The organism is Pseudomonas sp. HMSC08G10 (assembly GCF_001808425.1).
GTDB lineage: Bacteria > Pseudomonadota > Gammaproteobacteria > Pseudomonadales > Pseudomonadaceae > Aquipseudomonas > Aquipseudomonas guariconensis.
This window is the reverse complement of record NZ_KV793303.1, coordinates 40,712-59,005: the sequence shown is the minus strand read 5'-3', so window position 1 is coordinate 59,005 and position 18,294 is coordinate 40,712. Positions and strand designations below refer to the sequence as shown.

The 18,294-nt window shown below is 64.8% G+C and carries 11 protein-coding genes; 6 read left to right on the top strand and 5 right to left on the bottom strand.

All coding sequences use genetic code 11. The features are described 5' to 3' along the window. Nucleotides 1-1,511: methyl-accepting chemotaxis protein (locus HMPREF3173_RS09790; protein ID WP_256544288.1), on the bottom strand; the 1,511-nt coding region annotated here is incomplete at its 3' end. 152 nt (nucleotides 1,512-1,663) lie between these two features. After that, nucleotides 1,664-3,280: a diguanylate cyclase gene (locus HMPREF3173_RS09785; RefSeq protein ID WP_070572709.1), complete on the bottom strand. Its 1,617-nt coding sequence runs from the start codon at nucleotides 3,278-3,280 to the stop codon at nucleotides 1,664-1,666. A gap of 251 nt (nucleotides 3,281-3,531) precedes the next feature. On the opposite strand from HMPREF3173_RS09785, the gene HMPREF3173_RS09780 reads away from it, so the two are divergent. The 4 genes from HMPREF3173_RS09780 to speA all read left to right on the top strand — a co-directional run bounded on the left by HMPREF3173_RS09780 (nucleotide 3,532) and on the right by speA (nucleotide 7,864). Continuing rightward, entirely contained in the window at nucleotides 3,532-4,599 is a 1,068-nt protein-coding gene (locus HMPREF3173_RS09780; protein WP_070572707.1) for a DUF2333 family protein, read from the top strand. A 2-nt stretch (nucleotides 4,600-4,601) separates the two neighbouring features. Continuing rightward, nucleotides 4,602-5,138, top strand: a complete 537-nt coding sequence (locus HMPREF3173_RS09775; protein ID WP_070572705.1) for an NUDIX hydrolase — start codon at nucleotides 4,602-4,604, stop codon at nucleotides 5,136-5,138. Between the two features lie 286 nt (nucleotides 5,139-5,424). Continuing rightward, nucleotides 5,425-5,796 carry a translation initiation factor Sui1 gene (locus tag HMPREF3173_RS09770; protein WP_043207898.1) on the top strand — a complete coding sequence of 124 codons (372 nt, stop codon included), beginning with the start codon at nucleotides 5,425-5,427 and terminating at the stop codon, nucleotides 5,794-5,796. A 154-nt stretch (nucleotides 5,797-5,950) separates the two neighbouring features. After that, nucleotides 5,951-7,864 carry an arginine decarboxylase gene (gene speA / locus HMPREF3173_RS09765; RefSeq protein WP_043207896.1) on the top strand — a complete coding sequence of 638 codons (1,914 nt, stop codon included), beginning with the start codon at nucleotides 5,951-5,953 and terminating at the stop codon, nucleotides 7,862-7,864. Nucleotides 7,865-7,904: 40 nt separating this feature from the next. On the opposite strand, the gene bla is transcribed toward speA, so the two are convergent. Both bla and HMPREF3173_RS09755 read right to left on the bottom strand, forming a co-directional pair. Beyond that, nucleotides 7,905-8,777: a class A beta-lactamase gene (bla, locus tag HMPREF3173_RS09760; RefSeq protein WP_070572703.1), complete on the bottom strand. Its 873-nt coding sequence runs from the start codon at nucleotides 8,775-8,777 to the stop codon at nucleotides 7,905-7,907. Nucleotides 8,778-8,954: 177 nt separating this feature from the next. Continuing rightward, on the bottom strand, nucleotides 8,955-10,292 hold the full coding sequence (locus tag HMPREF3173_RS09755; RefSeq protein WP_070572701.1) for an MATE family efflux transporter: 1,338 nt from the start codon (nucleotides 10,290-10,292) through the stop codon (nucleotides 8,955-8,957). A 166-nt stretch (nucleotides 10,293-10,458) separates the two neighbouring features. On the opposite strand from HMPREF3173_RS09755, the gene HMPREF3173_RS09750 reads away from it, so the two are divergent. Then, nucleotides 10,459-15,360: an alpha-2-macroglobulin family protein gene (locus HMPREF3173_RS09750; protein WP_070572699.1), complete on the top strand. Its 4,902-nt coding sequence runs from the start codon at nucleotides 10,459-10,461 to the stop codon at nucleotides 15,358-15,360. Between the two features lie 106 nt (nucleotides 15,361-15,466). Here the strand turns inward: HMPREF3173_RS09750 and HMPREF3173_RS09745 are convergent, their stop codons facing one another. Then, nucleotides 15,467-15,760, bottom strand: coding sequence for a hypothetical protein (locus HMPREF3173_RS09745; protein WP_043207888.1), 294 nt, complete (start codon nucleotides 15,758-15,760; stop codon nucleotides 15,467-15,469). A 77-nt stretch (nucleotides 15,761-15,837) separates the two neighbouring features. On the opposite strand from HMPREF3173_RS09745, the gene pbpC reads away from it, so the two are divergent. Continuing rightward, nucleotides 15,838-18,192 (top strand): peptidoglycan glycosyltransferase PbpC, encoded by a 2,355-nt coding sequence (gene pbpC / locus HMPREF3173_RS09740; protein WP_070572697.1) that lies wholly within the window; start codon nucleotides 15,838-15,840, stop codon nucleotides 18,190-18,192. Nucleotides 18,193-18,294 lie beyond the last annotated feature (102 nt).

The window sequence follows — 18,294 nt, the reverse complement described above, 5'->3', positions numbered from 1 at the left end:
GCATTGAGCGCCAGCAGGTTGGTCTGTTCGGCGATCGCACGAATCACTGTCAACACACCGCCGATGGTGGCCGACTCCTCGGCCAATTGCTCGATCATCTGCGCGTTGCCTTGCACTTCATCGACCAGTGCACGCAGGCCGGACAGGCTCTGGCCGATCACCGCCTGGCCCTGTTCCACGGCGCGCCCGGCATCACGGCTGGCTTCGGCGGCGGCGCTGGCATCGCCCGCGACCTGCTGGATGGTCGCCTCCAGTTCGCCCAAGGCATCGCGGATCTGTGCGGTGTCACCGGCCTGGCGCTCAGCGCCGTCGTGCAGGGCAGTGCTCATTCCCGCCAAGGCATGACTGCTGCCGGCAACCTGTTCGGCGTTGTGACGCAGGGTGCCGACCAGGTCCACCAGGTATTGGCGCAGGCGATTGAGCGACGCCTGGATATCGTGCAGCTCACGGTTGGTGCGCCCCAAGGTGATGGCCTGGGCGAAGTCGCCCTCGGCCCAGCGCGACAGTGCAGGGGCAAGGCCGGTCAAGGTCCGCGCCAAGCGGCGCTGAAGGGTGTCGATGAGCAGGGCGATGAGCAGGATCAGGCCGATCATCAGACCCTGGATGATGCGCACTTCGCCGGCGATCTTGGCGTGCAGGCCCCGTACCTCAGGCTCCAGGGCTGCGATGGCCTGTTGCACTGCTTCCAGTCGCTCGCCTGTGCTGGCGGCCAGGGCGGAACGGCGCTCGATCTGTTCGCGGGTGCGTTGCAGTTCGGCCGGGTAGCGGGCCAGCAGGCTTTGCAGCTCGCGCTTGAGGCCCACCGCGGCATCTTCGCGTTGCTCGCTGGCCTGTGTCTGCAGGCCCATCAGGGCGGCAAAATCGTCGGCGTTGGACTCGGCAGCGCGGGTCACGCCCAGCAGTGGCAGGCTGTCGATGGCCTGGGCTTGGGCGCGGATCAGTTGCAGTTCACGTTCGACTTCGTCGGCCAGCTCCGCACGGCCACTGCTGACCAGCTTGTCCCGAGCCAGGGACAGGCGCCCCAGGTGCACCGAGGCGTCCAGCACGGGCGTCAGGTACCGGGCCGCGTCTGGGCTGGCGCTGTCACGGGCGTAAGCTGCCCATTGCTCAAAATTGGCCCCCAGCTCACGTTCGGCCTGAAGCAGCAAGGCCTGCGGGTCGCCGGCGAGCTTGCCGGCGGCGAGCAACTCGTTGGCGGTAAAGGTCTGCAGGTGGTCCAGGCTGGGGCGCAGCTTGTCCGAAAGCGCCTGTGGCCAGTCGGCCAGGGAGGCCTGCAACTGCTTGGTCGCCTCCATGGCGGCGGCATGGCGCAGGGCGTCGCCACTGCCCAGGTAGGCCTGGATATTGCGCGCCGCATCACGCTGGAACTGTTGGGACAAATCCAGGTAGCGCTCCATCAGTTGATAGGGGCGCTCCAAGGCGCGTTGCGACCACCATAGGGTCGCGCCCAGGGCGATACAGACGGTCACCAGCAGCAAAGTATTGAAATTGGTCAGCCACTTCAGGCGCATAGCTGCGAACTTCCGGCGGGGAGTGGAGAGGTAGGTGCCTGAAGTTATTGCGGTTTTGTGACGAGGTGATGACGAGGAGGGCGTGATCTTACAAAAAAGTGGCTATTTGCCTTTATTGGCCAAGCAGCCGGGGAAGCAACTGGTGAATACGGCTAGGGCTCCACACGCACCACGCAGTTGCGCCCGGCGTGCTTGGCGCGGTACAGCGCCTCGTCCGCGGCGCTGGCCATGGTCAGGGCATCGAGGTTGTCGTCCAGTTGCACCACGCCGGCGCTGAACGTGCACGTGAGATCGTGGGGCTGGGCCGGGTAGAGGATTTCGGCGAAACGTCGGCGAATCTCGTCCAGTACCTTGTGGGCCGCGTCCAGCGCGGTATTGGGCATGACGATGGCGAACTCCTCGCCGCCGTAGCGCCCGATGAAGTCGGTCTTGCGCAGCCGCTGCTTGAGAAACAGCGCCAGGCTCTTGATCACCCGGTCGCCCATCGGGTGGCCATGGCGATCGTTGATTTTCTTGAAATGGTCGATGTCGAGCATGGCGAAGCTCAGCGGCTGCGCTTCGCGGCGGGCGCGGAAGCTGCAATCTTCCAGCAATTGCAGGATATGGGTGTGGTTGTACAGTCCCGTGAGGCTGTCGCGCACCATGCGGGCCTTGAGGTGACGGGCACGGGCCGCGCGGTTGCGCACGGTGGTGATCAGGTGGCGTGAGCGGATCGGCTTGGTCAGGAAGTCGTCACCGCCCTCGCTCATGGCGTCTAGTTGCTTGTCCAGATCATCCTCGGCCGACAGGTAGATGATCGGCACACTGACGTAACGATCGTTATGGCGGATGACCTTGGCAAGCTCGGGGCCAGTGCAGTCGGGCATATAGAGGTCGAGGATGATCAAGTCGGGCTGGAAATCCGCCAGCTCGGCCATGGTGCGGATCGGCTCGGTGAGGGTGCGGGTGATCATGCCCGCGCCGTTGAGCAGGCGTTCGGTATACATGGCCTGGGCGCGGGAGTCGTCGATGATCAGCACACGGAAGGGGTCGTACTGGGTGGCGCTGGTGTAGAGCTCGACTTTCTCCAGCAGGCTCGAGGCCTCCAGCGTGCCGGTCAGGAACTCCTGGCCTCCGGCGCGTACGGCGGCCAGGCGGGTGGGGGTGTCGGTCTCGTGGTGGCTGAAGAACAGCAGCGGGATGTGCTGATCCAGCCCTTGCTGGGCCAGGGCCGCGAGTTTCAGGCCTTGGCCTGGGCCAGTGAAGTCCACATCCATCACGATGGCCGAAGGCAAACGTTCACGCATCGAGGCGCAGAAGGCCTCGGCACTGTACAGCGCCTGCACGCCCAGGCCGAAGAATTCGAGCTGCTGGGCCAGGCGCTCGGCTCGGTCGTGGTCCTGAAGCAAGATGTAGACGGGCTTGCGTACGGGTGGCAGGGGCACATTGTCGAGCTGGTCCCCTTTGCGCAGGCCGGTACGTGAGAGGCGCTGCATCAGGCGGTTGAGCTCGCTGATCAGCTCCGAGTTCAGCCGCGCGCTGTTGGCCTCGATGGCCCGCAACGTCTGGCCGATCGCCGTCGAAAGCACGCTATGCTCGGGTTGTTCGAAGCGTTCGGCATAGCGTTGCAGGCGCAGGTTGGCCTCGCACAGCTCGCCCAGCTCCGCAGCCGACCACTCGCCCCGTTGCAGGCGCTGCCAGATCTCCAGGATCTGTCGGGCCTGGTGGATGACCCGCTGGGCGAAGTGCTGCTTGAGGCGCTCGTGGCTCGGGTCGGCTGGCTGGGTCATGTCCTGACTGCTTGTTGGTGTGTGGTTATGCAGGTGCAATGATGGCTCCATGCTAGCACTCATTTCTGGACTGGCCAGTGCGCCATGTCAACAAAGTCTGCCCAAGTACGAATATTCAGTTACCGACCGATTGGTCGCTTATGCGTAAGGCAGTGTCTGCTTTATAGTGCTGCCACGCGGGCTTGCCGTGGCACCCTGGCTGGGGCTGGTGGTCCAAGCCCCTGAACTGTCGGACTGATAAGGACAACGCCATGCTGGATTGGAAAAACCGCGAGGCCAAAGCCGAGCCCCGTGAGCGCGTCGACGCCCGTGGCGCCGCTGCACGTAGCTATCTGGGGGGGCTGTGGAGCCGAGCCTTGGGTACCCTGATCGGCCTGTATCTGTTGGTGTGCATCGGCCTCGGTTGGTACTGGAGCCAGGAGCCGGAGCTGTTCCCCGTTCAGCAGAACGCCCAGGCTGCCGCCGAGCGCACCGGCCAGCAAATGGTGGTGGGCTATACCACCATCGAGACCCTCAAGACCGTCGCCGGCACCCTGCTGAACAAGCCGGGAGGCTACATCTCCAACGACCGTTTCCCGCCAGGGCTGTGGATGGACAACATGCCGAGCTGGGAATACGGCGTGCTGGTCCAGGTGCGTGACCTCTCCCGCGCCCTGCGCAAGGACTTCGCCCGCTCCCAGTCGCAATCGACCGAAGATGCGGACCTGGCCAAGGCCGAGCCGCGCTTTAACTTCGACAACAAGAGCTGGATCCTGCCGTCGAGCGAATCGGAGTTCGAGGAGGGCATCAAGTCGCTCAGCCGCTACCAGCGCCGTCTGGCTGCCGGCGACCAGGGCGCCATCTTCTATACCCGCGCGGACAACCTGAACAACTGGCTGGGTGATGTGGCCACCCGCCTGGGCTCGTTGTCCCAGCGCCTGTCGGCCAGTGTCGGCCGGGTCAAGCTCAACAGCACCCTGAAGACTGAGTCGGTCGTTCCAGGCCAGGCGCCGCAGGTCGACGAGGAACTGGTGGAAACCCCATGGCTGCAGATCGACAACGTGTTCTACGAAGCCCGGGGTCAGGCTTGGGCGCTGTCGCACCTGCTGCGCGCCATCGAGGTCGACTTCGCCGATGTACTGGCCAAGAAGAACGCAACGGTCAGCGTGCGCCAGATCATCCGTGAGCTGGAGGCCTCCCAGGAAGCGCTGTGGAGCCCGATGGTGCTCAACGGCAGTGGCTTTGGCATGTGGGCCAACCATTCGCTGGTGATGGCCAACTATATTTCCCGGGCCAACGCCGCTGTCATCGATCTGCGTCAACTGCTGTCGCAGGGCTGAGGATGACCATCAGCCCACAGGAGGCTGCGCACCGCGCGGCCTCCGATCGTGAATCGGTCGCCTGGGTCGACGAGGCCGACCGACTGCTCGGCGCGCTACCCCGGGCCGAGCTGCGTGAGCGCGGCCTGATCGGGCGCTGCACCTTCATCTTGCTGTTCAACAGCGCCGGTGAGCTGTGCGTGCACCGGCGCACCTTGAGCAAGGCCCTGTATCCCGGCTATTGGGACGTGGCAGCTGGCGGCATGGTGGCAGCCGGCGAAAGTTACGAGATTTCGGCGGCGCGTGAACTGGAGGAAGAGCTGGGTATCTCGGGCGTCGAGTTGCGCTTTCACGAGCGGTTCTACTTCGATCAACCGGACAACCGCCTATGGTGCGCTGTGTTCTCGGCGGTTTCCGATGCACCGTTGAAGCTGCAGCCCGAAGAAGTCAGTGAAGCGCGGTTCATGAGTCTTGCCCAGATAGAAGCCGATCGTGGGCGTTTGTCGTTCTGTCCGGACTCGCTGGCGGCGCTGGATCGTTACGCCGCCAGTCTGAAATAGCGGTGTTGGCAGGGCCGGCTCTTACGCGGGTGAACCCGCACCCACAGGGTTCATATAGCGCTTGAGCGCTGTGGGAATGGGTTTGTTCGCGAAGGGTCGCAAAACATTCGAAAAATGGCGCATTCCGGTACTTAGCAACCGGCAGATTTATCGTTACACTGCGCGCCCTTTTCGGGCTGTCGCAGGATTTTGCGGCAGTAGCGCTGCCCCTGCCAGAGTGGGGCTTCGCGGTCGGTCCTGGCCCCAGGCACCGACCAGTTTTTGTCCTCAGCAAAGAGGAACAAAAGTGGCCAAGAAAGCTTCTTCCTTCGCCGCCCTTGGCGGTCTCGTTTACTCCACCGATGCCGGTCGGCATTGCCCGGACTGTGGCAAGCCGGTGGACGCCTGCATCTGCAAGCAACAGGTCATCCCCGAAGGTGATGGTATCGCCCGCGTGCGCCGCGAAAGCAAAGGCCGTGGCGGCAAGACCGTGACCACCATCAGTGGCGTCCCGCTGCCCCTCGACCAGCTCAAGGAGCTGGCCAGCAACCTCAAGCGCCGTTGTGGCACCGGAGGCGCGCTGAAGGATGGGGTCATCGAGATCCAGGGCGACCATGTCGAGCTGCTGCTCGGTGAGTTGACCAAGCAGGGCTTCAAGGCGAAGAAATCCGGCGGCTGATCCCGGCCCGCGCGATTTTTCGCCCATTGCTTTCTAAACTCGTTCCCGTGGCAAGGGTCTATCCCCTGGCACGGACGAATCGTCATTTTCGGTTTCTACACTGCATCCGCGCCCTCGCGGGGCAGTGTCTTCGACTTACCTACAGGGGACTTGAATGTCCGTACGACGCACACGCAAAGATGATGGCAGCCAGTGGACCGTGGCCGACAGCCGCAGTGTTTATGGGATCCGCCATTGGGGCGCTGGTTATTTCGCCATCAATGAGGCCGGGCGCGTCGAAGTGCGCCCCAACGGTCCGGACAGCGCCCCGATCGACCTGTACGAACAGGTCGACGAGTTGCGCCAGAGCGGCCTGTCGCTGCCGCTCCTGGTGCGTTTCCCCGACATCCTGCAGGACCGCGTGCGCCAGCTGACTGGCGCCTTCGATGCCAACATCGCGCGCCTGGAATACCAGAGCAAGTACACGGCCCTGTATCCGATCAAGGTCAACCAGCAGGAAGCGGTGGTGGAGAACATCATCGCCACCCAGAACGTTTCCATCGGCCTTGAAGCCGGGTCCAAGCCCGAGTTGCTGGCGGTCCTGGCGTTAGCGCCCAAGGGTGGGACCATCGTCTGCAATGGCTACAAGGACCGTGAGTTCATCCGCCTGGCGCTGATGGGCCAGAAGCTTGGCCACAACGTGTTCATCGTTATCGAGAAGGAGTCCGAGGTCGCCCTGGTGATCGAGGAAGCCGCCGATCTCAAGGTCAAGCCGCAGGTCGGCCTTCGTGTGCGCCTGTCGTCGCTGGCTTCGAGCAAGTGGGCCGACACCGGGGGCGAGAAGTCCAAGTTCGGCTTGTCCGCCGCACAGCTGATCTCGGTGGTGCAGCGCTTCCGCGATGCAGGCCTTGACCAGGGCATCCGCCTGCTGCACTTCCACATGGGCTCGCAGATCGCCAACCTGGCCGACTATCAGCACGGTTTCAAGGAGGCCATCCGTTACTACGGCGAATTGCGCGCCCTGGGCCTGCCGGTCGATCACATCGACGTCGGTGGCGGCCTGGGCGTGGACTACGACGGCACCCACTCGCGCAACGCCAGCTCCATCAACTACGACATGGACGACTATGCCGGCGTGGTGGTGGGCATGCTCAAGGAGTTCTGCGACGCCCAAGGCCTGCCGCATCCGCACATCTTCTCCGAGAGCGGCCGCTCGCTGACCGCGCACCACGCCATGCTGGTGATCCAGGTAACCGACGTCGAGAAGCACAACGACGAAGTACCGACCATCGAGAACAAGGAATCGCTGCCTGAGACCGTGCAGTGGCTGGTCGACCTGCTGGGCCCGACCGACATCGAGATGGTCACCGAGACCTACTGGCGCGCCACCCACTACATGGGCGATGTGGCCGCGCAATATGCCGACGGCAAGATCAGCCTCGCTGAGAAAGCCCTGGCCGAGCAGTGCTACTTTGCCGTGTGCCGCCGCCTGCACAACTCGCTCAAGGCCCGTCAACGCTCGCACCGCCAGGTGCTGGACGAGCTCAACGACAAGCTGGCCGACAAGTACATCTGCAACTTCTCGGTGTTCCAGAGCCTGCCGGACACCTGGGCCATCGGCCAGGTGCTGCCGATCATCCCGCTGCATCGCCTGGACGAGGAACCGATGCGCCGCGCCGTGCTGCAGGACCTGACCTGCGACTCCGACGGTAAGATCAACCAGTACGTCGACGAACAGAGCATCGAGACCAGTATGCCGGTGCATGCAGTCAAGGAAGGGGAAGACTACCTGCTGGGCGTGTTCCTGGTCGGTGCCTACCAGGAAATCCTGGGCGATATGCACAACCTGTTCGGCGACACCGACTCGGTGAACATCTACCAGAACGCCGATGGCAGCGTGTACCACGCCGGTATCGAGACCCACGACACCATCGAGGACATGCTGCGTTATGTGCACCTCTCGCCGGAGGAGTTGATGACGCACTACCGCGACAAGGTGGCCAGCGCCCGCATCACAGCGCGTGAGCGTACCCAGTTCCTGGATGCGCTGCGTCTGGGGCTGACCCGGTCGTCGTACCTGTCTTCCTGATCGCACGATGCGCTAGCGTCTGGAGCGATCGAGGCGCGGGCTAGGGTGAAACGGCCTTGACCATGGCCCTGCCGATGGCGGCGATCGCCGCGTTGCGTTCATCTAGGGAAGCTTCGGTTTCCTTGAGGTAGATGGTCGCGACGATCGCCTCGCCCCGCGGCGGCCATAGGACCGCCGCAATGCCTCGCGCCCCGAAACTTCCGCTGCCGGTCCTGTCGGCGATTCGCCAGTCGTTGGGGATTGCCGCCCGCAAAAGCGGGCCACCAACCTCGTTGTTGCTCAGCCATTCGGTCAGTTGTGCCCTGGACGGTGTGTCCAGGGCCGTTCCTAGTAACAATGCCTTTACCGTGTTGGCCATGGCCCGTGGTGTCGTGGTGTCACGCTCGTCCCCAGGCATGACCTCATTCAAACTCGGTTCGTTTCGATCCGATCGGGTGGTCTGGTCGCCCAGTCCTCGGACAAAAGCGGTCACTACCTTGGGCCCTCCCAAGACCTCGAATACGGCATTGGCGGCGGTATTGTCGCTGGTTTTGAGGGTGATGGCGCACAGTTTCGCCGCGGGTACATGCGTGCCGACCAGGTCTTTGGTCACCGGCGCGTAGGCCAGGATGTCTTGCGAGTGAATCGGCACCGATCGGGTCATCAGCGCTTGCCCTTCATTGAGCAGCGTCGAACACAAAAGAAGCTTCACGGTGCTTGCCATCGGAAAGCGTTCGTCGGCCCGATACTGCCAGGAGCGACCCGTGCCGGTGTCATGAATCGAGTATCCGACTGTCGCCTTGAGCGTGCGCTCTATCTGCAGGGCTGCTGCCTGGATTGGGTCGTCGCCGGCCATGGCCGCCTGGGGTGGGAAAGTGACAGCAGTAGCGAACAGCCACGAGCCGAGCAAGCGTCTGACCTGACGGGAAAGCATGAGTAAGTCCTGTCGATAAAAGAGGGGAGTGGGCGACGTTAAGAGGATTTGGTTGTTTCAGATGCAGGATATGGCCTCAAGCTACGCAGACTTGTTCTGTTTCTTGGGTAGGGTGTTTCTGAGGCATTCCCTTGATTGCTTCAATGCCAGGTCGTGATGCAGACGCATCACCGTCCTTCATGGAACCCATAGGCCTTGCTGTCGCAGCTGCCAACCCACCCATCCCAGCGTTATCGCCCGTAGCCCCATGAATACGAGAAAAGCCAACCACAGACCATGGTTGCCCAGCCCGCTCATCGCCAGCGCCAAGGGCAAGCTCAGCGCCACGCTGAGCAGCATCGCATTGCGCATCTCCCGTGCGCGTGTGGCGCCGATGAACAGGCCGTCGAGCAGGTAGCTCCATACGGCGATCAACGGCAATACCGCCAGGTAGGGGAGGAACGGGTAGGCCGCTACGCGCACGCTGTCGATATCGGTCTGCAGGTCGATGAACAGATGCCCTGCGAGCAGGAACAGCGCGGCAAAGCCCAGGCTGACGATCAGCGACCAGCCGCAGGCCACCACCAGCGAGCGGCGTAGGGTCTGGTGGTCTCGGGCGCCGATGGCGTGGCCGCACAGGGCTTCGACCGCATGGGCCAGGCCGTCCAAGGCATAGGCGGTGAGCATAAGGCCATTGAGCAGCAAGGCGTTGGCCGCCACAGTGGCTTCGCCCAGTCGCGCCCCCTGAACGGTTATCAGCAGGAACACCAGCTGCAGCGCCAGGCTGCGCAGGAAGATGTCGCGGTTGACCGACAGCAGCGGCCGCCAGGACTGCCAGCGCTTGAGTGCGGCCCAGGCAATGTGCCCAGGGTAGGCGCGCAGGGCCGGACGCGTCAGGGCAAGCCCGAGCAGCGCGGCGATCCATTCGGCCATGACCGAGGCCCGCGCCGAGCCCAGCACGCCCCAGTCGAGGCCAAGAACGAACCACAGGTTAAGGACGATGTTCAGCACGTTGGTGGTCAGCAGGATCGCCATGGGCGCCCGGGCGTTCTGCGTGCCCAGGAACCAGCCGACCAAGGCATAGCTGGCCAGCGCCGCCGGCAGGCCCAGCAGGCGGGTATGGAAGAAGTCCTCGGTGGACTGGTGCAGCGCCGCGCTCGGTTGCATCGCCTGCAACGCCAGTTGGCTGAAGGGAATCGCCAGCAGGCCGATCAGCAGTGCGAAGGCCAGGGCCAGCAGCAACCCTTGCACCAGTACCTGGCGTAACGCGGCTCCATCGGTGCGTCCGGCAGCCTGGGCGGCGAACCCGGTGGAGCCCATGCGCAGGAAACCCATCAGCCCGACCATGAAGGTGAACAAGGTCGACCCCACCGCCACCGCGCCCAATTGATGGGCATGGGGCAGGTGGCCGATCACGGTGCTGTCGACCAGGGCCACCAGTGGTACCGAGATGTTGGACAGGATCATCGGCGCGGCCAGCGCCCAGACCTTGCGGTGGGTACGGCGGTCGTGCCAGTCGGTGGACAGTGCGGACATGTGAAGCCTTGGGTTGAAGGGCCGCTTGGAGAGTGGCGCCATTGTAGCGGGCAGGCCGCCGCTGTGCGCGAACAGGGTCTCAGTTGCACGCTCATGGCAGGTACGTGGCCAACCATTGCGCTATAGTTGCGCCCTTATCGACACGCTGCCCAAGAGTTCTCTTTCCATGCTCAACAAAGGATTGTTGCTGGCCTGCGCGCTGGCGCTGCTCAGTGCTTGTGATTCCTCGTCGAAGGATGCTCCGGCTCCTGCCGACAAGCCGGCTGCGTCGGCGCCTGCCGCCACCCCGGCGCCCAAGCGCGAAGACCCGGCCGTCCTGGCCAAGCGCTATGCCGACCGCGAGCTGACCGTGCTGGACGTCTCGGAAGTCCAACTCGACGGCGCCAGCACCCTCTCGGTCAGCTTCTCCGCCCCCCTGGACGCTAACCAGGACTTCGCCTCCAAGGTCCATCTGGTCGATACCGTCAAAGGCAAGATCGACGGCGCCTGGGAGCTTTCGGACAACCAGATGGAACTGCGCCTGCGTCATCTGGAGCCGCAGCGAAAGCTGGTCCTGACGGTCGACAAGGGTCTGCTGGCGGTCAATGACAAGCGTCTGGAGCAGGAGTCGGTGACCCGTCTGGAAACCCGCGACATGCAGCCGACCGTGGGCTTCGCCAGTCGCGGCTCGCTGTTGCCCACCCGCCTGGCCGAAGGCCTGCCGGTGATCGCCCTGAACGTCGACAAGGTCGATGTGGAATTCTTCCGCATCAAGCCGGACATGCTCTCCAGCTTCCTGGTCAACTGGGGTCGCAACAGCAGCCTGTACTACTACCAGTCCAAGGAAACCCTGGACATGGCCGACCTGGTCTACAGCGGCCGCTTCGACCTCAACCCCGCGCGCAACACCCGCGAGACCGTGCTGCTGCCGATCGCCGGGATCAAGCCGCTGCAGGAGCCGGGCGTGTACCTGGCGGTGATGCGCGCCTCGGGCACCTATGACTATTCCCAGCCGGCGACCCTGTTCACTCTGAGCGACATCGGCGTTTCCGCCCATCGCTACCGGGATCGCCTGGACGTATTTGCCCAGGCCCTGGAAGGCGGCAAGGCGCTCAAGGGCGTCAACCTCGAGCTGCACGATGACAAGGGCAAGCTGCTGGCCCAGGCCGAGACCGACGGCAAGGGCCACGCACAACTGCCGATCACTGCCAAGGCCGACACGTTGATCGCCACCCAGGGTGTAAACACCACGCTGCTACGCCTGAACACCGCCGCCCTGGACCTGGCCGAGTTCGACATCACAGGCCCTCAGGCCAATCCGCTGCAGTTCTTCATTTTCGGTCCGCGCGACCTGTATCGCCCAGGCGAGACGGTGTTGCTCAACGGCTTGCTGCGCGATCAGGACGGCAAGCCGGTCAAGGCGCAACCAGTGACGGTCGAGGTGCGTCGACCGGATGAGCAGGTCAGCCGCAAGTTCGTCTGGGAGGCCGACAGCAACGGTTTGTTCCAATACCAACTGCAACTGGCCACCGAAGCCCCGACCGGACGCTGGCAACTGCTGCTCGACCTGGGGGGCGGGCGCAAGCAGGTCTATGAATTCCTGGTCGAGGATTTCCTCCCAGAGCGCCTGGCCCTGGAGCTCAAGGGCAGCAGCGCGCCGCTGTCGCCTGACGAAACCGCGCGCATCCAGGTCAATGGCCGTTACCTCTACGGCGCGCCTGCCGCCGGCAACCGTCTGAGCGGCCAGGCCTATGTACGCCCTCTGCGCGAAGCCGTGCCGGCGCTGCCGGGCTATCAGTTCGGTTCGGTCACCGAGACCGAACTCAACCAGGACCTGGAGCTGGACGAGGTGACCCTCGACAACGCTGGCAAGGCCACCCTGGATATCGAAAGCCGCTGGGCCGAGGCCCGTTCGCCCTTGCAACTGACTGTCCAGGCCAGCCTCCAGGAGTCTGGCGGACGGCCGATCACCCGCCGCCTGGAGCAGCCGATCTGGCCGGCCGAACGCCTGCCGGGCCTGCGTGGCCTGTTCGAGGGCGAGGAAACCGACAGCGACGGTCCCGTGGAATTCGAAGTGCTGGTGGCCGATCGCGAAGGTCACAAGCTTGCCGCCGAAGACCTCAAGGTGCGTCTGGTGCGCGAGCGTCGCGACTATTACTGGAACTACTCCCAGAGCGACGGCTGGAGCTACAACTACAACGAGAAATTCCTCACCCAGAGCGAGGAGACCGTCAGCGTGAAGGCTGGCGGCACCGCCAAGCTGAACTTCCAGGTGGAGTGGGGCCCGTACCGGGTCGAGGTAGAAGACCCGCAGACAGGGCTGGTCTCCAGCGTGCGCTTCTGGGCGGGCTACCGGGCCCAGGACAACGCCGAAGGCGGCGCGGTGCGTCCGGACCAAGTCAAGCTGGCCTTGGACAAACCGTCCTATGCCGACGGGGCCACCGCCAAGGTCACGGTCACCCCACCGGCCGCCGGCAGTGGTTATCTGATGATCGAATCCAGCGATGGCCCGCTGTGGTGGCAGGAGATCGACGTGCCCGCCGAGGGCAAGACTTTCGACGTGCAGCTGGATGAAAAGTGGGCGCGTCACGACCTGTACATCAGCGCCCTAGTGATCCGACCCGGCGAACGCAAGGCCAACGCCACGCCAAAGCGCGCCGTGGGTGTACTGCATCTGCCGCTGGACCGTGCCGAACGCAAGCTCGCCTTGACCTTGCAGGCCCCGCAGAAGATGCGCCCCAAGCAGCCGCTGACCGTGAAATTCAAGGCAGCCAACGCCGATGGCAGCGTGCCGAAACAGGTGCATGTGCTGTTGTCGGCGGTGGACGTGGGCATCCTCAACATCACCGATTTCAAGACCCCGGACCCGTTCGCCAGCCTGTTCGGTCGCAAGGCCTACGGTGCCGACCAATTGGATATCTACGGCCAGCTGATCGAGGCTGGGCAGGGCCGTTTGGCGAGCCTGGCATTCGGCGGCGACGCGGCCATGGCCAAGGGCGGCAAGCGCCCCAACACCACGGTCACCATCGTTGCCCAGCAAAGCCTTCCGGTAACGCTCAATGAACAAGGCGAGGGCGAGGCGACTGTCGAGATTCCGGACTTCAACGGTGAGCTGCGCCTGATGGCCCAGGCCTGGACCGACGAGCACTTCGGCGTGGCCGAAGGCAAGACGGTCGTCGCCGCACCGCTGATCGCGGAACTCTCGGCACCGCGCTTTTTGGCCGGTGGCGATCGCACCAGCCTGGCGCTGGACCTGGCCAACCTGTCCGGCCGCGCCCAGCAACTGAACGTGCAGGTGAGCGCCGAGGGCCAGTTGGCCCTGACCGGCGAAGGCCAGCAGAGCGTCAACCTGGCCGAAGGCCAGCGCAAGACCTTGATGATCCCGGTGCAGGCCCAGGGTGGCCTGGGCCAAGGCAAGGTGCAGGTGCGGGTCAACGGCCTGCAGTTGCCTGGAGAGCCGACCCCAGCCTTCGAGCGCCAGTGGACGCTTGGCGTTCGCCCCGCCTATCCGGCGGTGCTCAAGCACTACCGCGTGGCGCTCAAGGACCAGCCTTGGACCCTGCCTGAAGGCGACCTCGCGGCCTTCGAGACCGCGGGCCTGGAAGCCAGCCTGGCGCTGTCCAGCCGCCCACCGCTGAACCTGGCCGAACAGATTCGCGCCCTGGAGGCCTACCCCTACGGCTGCCTGGAGCAGACCACCAGCGGCCTATACCCTTCGCTCTATGCCGATGCCGAAAGCCTCAAGCGCCTGGGTATCAAGGGCGAGCCGGCCGATGTGCGCAAGCGCAAGATCGAGATGGGCATCGAGCACCTGCTGGGCATGCAGCGCTACAACGGCAGCTTCGGCCTATGGAGCTCGGACAGCGAAGAGGAATACTGGCTCACCGCCTACGTCACCGACTTCTTGCTGCGCGCCCGCGAGCAAGGCTTCGGTGTACCGGCCGAGGCCCTGAAGAAAGCCAATGAACGCCTGCTGCGCTATGTGCAGGAGCGCAACCTGATCGAGGTGGACTACAGCCAAAACGCCGATCACACCCGCTTCGCCGTGCAGGCCTACGCTGCGCTGGTGCTCGCGCGCAACCAGCAGGCACCGCTCGGTGCCTTGCGTGGCCTGTTCGAGCGCCGCAGCGATGCGCGCTCCGGTTTGCCACTGGTACAGCTGGCGGTGGCGCTGGAGAAGATGGGTGACAAGCCGCGTGCCCAGCAAGCCTTGCAGGCGGGCCTTAGCGTGAAGCGCAGCGATGGCTGGATGGCCGATTACGGCAGCACCCTTCGAGACCAGGCACTGATCCTGGCCTTGCTGCAGGAGAACAACCTGGCCAGCAACCAGGTCGACCAGCGCCTGTTCGCGCTGTCCGATGAGCTGGCGGCCAACCGCTGGCTGTCGACCCAGGAGCGCAACGCTTTGTACCTGGCCGGTCGTGGCCTGCTGGGCAAGCCGGAAGGCCAGTGGCAGGCACGCCTGGACAGCGCCGGAGAGATCCGCGAGTTCAACAACGCTGAATCGGGCATGAAGCTCGAAGGCGCCTTGCTGATGTCGCCGCTGACTGTGCAGAACCAGGGCAGCGAGACCCTCTACCAGCAGCTGACCCTCTCCGGCTACCCGCGCCAGGCCCCGCCTGCCGGGGGCAACGGCATGGAGATCCGCCGCGAGTACCTGGGCATGAACGGCCAGCCGCTGGATGTGCGCAGCCTCCGCAGCGGCGAGTTGGTGCTGGTGCATCTGGCGCTCAAGGCCTCCACCGCGGTGCCGGACGCCTTGGTGGTGGACCTGCTGCCGGCGGGCCTGGAGCTGGAGAACCAGAACCTGGCCCAGAGCGCCGCCAGCCTGGACAACGCCAGCAGTGCGGTGAAGCAGTGGCGCGAGTCGATGCAGAATGCCAGCCTGGTGCACCAGGAGTATCGCGACGACCGCTATGTGGCCGCGCTCAAGCTCGATGGCTACGGCACCAGCCATCTGCTGTACCTGGCCCGGGCAGTGACGCCGGGTACCTATCGCATTCCGCCACCGCAGGTGGAGTCGATGTACCGGCCTAACCTGCAGGCGGTTGGGGAAGGGCAGGGAGAGATGATCGTGAGAGGGCGCTGAGGGACTCTTTGAGCTTCTAGCCTCAAGCGGCAAGCGGCAAGTAAAAGCAGGTGGCGTGGGCCACGCTTGCTTGCAGCTTGCAGCTTGCAGCTTGCAGCTTGTGGCTCTAATGAACGATCCAGCTCAACACCCACAGGCCCAGCAACGCCCAGATGATCCCGAGGATGATCGAGGCGCGCATGAAGGCGCGGACCGCCGAGTACAGCAGCATCAGGCCGACGATGAGCGCCAGGATGCTGACCAGCGAGGTGTCCATGCCCAGGTTGCGCGCCAAGCCGTCGATGAAACTGCTGCCGGCGTTGGCCAGCAGGTTGAACAACCCGCTAAGGCCGTCGACGATGAAACGGATCAACGAACCCAGTGCTTGGCCCAGCCACTCGAAAAAACCTTCTACATGCATAGTTGCTTCCTGATGAACGAATCGGCGCGGGTGCCGTTCCCTAGCCTTTGGCCATCACTTGGGCAGGTCGGTTCCCGATGCCAATGGTAGCGTGCCTGCGCACCCGCACCGCAAGGGTCGTGCGTGGTATCGGCATCGCCAGTGTGCTGGTCGTGGCGCTGTTGTTGCTGGCCGATCGCTTGTGGCCGTTGCCCATGCCGGGCGATGACCTGGCGCGGGTGGTGCTCGCCGAGGATGGTACGCCCCTGTGGCGTTTTGCCGATGCCGACGGAGTGTGGCGGTATCCGGTGAGCCCCGAGGAGGTCTCGCCGTTGTACCTGGAAGCGCTGCTGACCTATGAGGACCGTTGGTTCTATAGCCATCCCGGGGTCAACCCGCTGGCGCTGGCGCGTGCAGCCTGGCTGAACCTGCGTGGTGGCCGGGTGGTGTCGGGCGGCAGCACGCTGTCGATGCAGGTCGCACGCCTGCTCGACCCTCATGAACGCACCCTGTCGGGCAAGCTGCGTCAGCTGTGGCGTACGGCGCAGCTGGAGTGGCACCTGTCCAAGCGTGAGATCCTTCAGCTCTACCTCAACCGCGCCCCGTTCGGCGGCACCCTGCAAGGGGTGGCCGCCGCCAGCTGGGCATACCTTGGCAAGTCGCCGATGCACCTCACGCCTGCCGAGGCAGCGCTGCTGGCGGTGCTGCCCCAGGCGCCCAGCCGGCTGCGCCCGGATCGCCACCCCGAGCGTGCCCAGCGGGCCCGCGACAAGGTGCTGGAGCGCCTGGCCGAGTACCAGGTATGGCCGGCGCAGCGGGTGAGCGAGGCGCAGGAAGAACCCTTGCTGCTGGCGCCTCGCCAGGAGCCGGCCCTGGCCCCCTTGCTGGCCCGGCGTCTGAACAGTGCCAACAGCCCACCGCTGATTCGCACTACCCTCGATGCGGCCTTGCAGCGTCGCCTGGAGGACCTGCTGTTGGGCTGGCGTGCGCGGCTGCCCGAACGCACCTCGGCGGCGCTGCTGGTGGTGGAGGCGCAAACCATGGCCGTGCGCGCCTACCTCGGCTCCATCGACTTGGCCGATGAGCGCCGCTTCGGTCATGTCGACATGGTCCAGGCCTTGCGATCACCTGGCTCGACGCTCAAACCGTTCCTCTACGCCATGGCCATGGACGATGGGCTTATCCACTCAGAATCGTTGTTGCAGGACGTGCCTCGTCGTTATGGCGACTACCGGCCCGGCAATTTCTCAATGGGCTTCACGGGCCCGGTTTCGGCCAGCTCCGCCCTGGCTCTGTCGCTGAATCTGCCAGCGGTGCAGTTGCTCGAGGCCTACGGGCCAAAGCGTTTTGCCGCTCAGATGCGCATGGGCGGCATGCCGCTGGTACTGCCGCCGCTCGCCGAACCGAACCTGTCGCTGATCCTCGGCGGAGCGGGCAGCCGTCTGGAGGACCTGGTGGGTGGCTACGCGGCCCTGGCCCGTGAAGGGAAGAGCGCGCGGGTACGCCTGCAACCTCAGGATCCGCTGGTCGAGCGGCAGCTGCTGTCGCCTGGTTCGGCCTGGATCGTCCGGCGTATCTTGAGCGGCCAGGCCCGGCCGGACCGTGATCTTCACGCTGAGCTGGTACAGCGCCCGCAGTTGGCCTGGAAGACCGGCACCAGCTACGGCTTTCGTGACGCCTGGTCGGTGGGCGTGGGGCCGCGCTACCTGATCGGTGTGTGGATCGGCCGACCCGACGGCACGCCGGTGCCGGGACAGTTCGGCTTGGCTTCGGCGGCGCCGCTGATGCTGCAAGTCCACGACCTGCTCAGCAACCGTGACAGCCAGCGGGGGATCAATGTGCCGGCCGAGCGGGTGCCGGCGAGCGTCGGTGTGGCCGCCATCTGTTGGCCATTGGGCCAGCCCATGAACCGCCTGGACCCTAACTGCCGTCGCCAGCGCTTCGCCTGGACATTGGACGGCACTACGCCGCCGACCCTGCAAGCGGCCGATCAGCCGCTGGGGCTTGGGCTGCGCGAGACGGTTTGGGTCAATGGGCGTGGTTTGCGTGTCGATGCCAGTTGCAGCAGCGCCAAGGCGCAGGAGGTGGCGTTGTGGCCGGCGCCGCTGGAGCCGTGGCTGCCCCGCATCGAGCGCCGCGCCGCGCGCCTGCCGGCGGTGGACCCTAGCTGTCCGCCCCAAGTGCCGGTGAGCGCGCCGCCGCTGTCGATCGTCGGTGTGCGCCCCGGCGACACCCTGCGACGCCCGGCAACCAGTCGCGAACCGCTGCAGGTGCCGGTTTCGGCCTTGGGCGGCAGCGGTCAGCGCTGGTGGTTCCTCAATGGACAGCCCTTGGGCGAGACCCGCGACCAGGACAGTCTGCTGGTGCGCTTCGAAAAGACCGGGCGCATCGAACTCAGCGCGCTGGACGAAAGTGGCGAGACCGCGCGGGTAGAGTTTCAGGTCAGCCAATAGCGACCACCGCGCCGCTCGCTTCGGCCGTTCGACGATCGTGAGGCCAGCACCTACGCTTGAACCAGAGGGCGGTCCTGTTGCGCCCGGTCTTCGCGGGGTCAT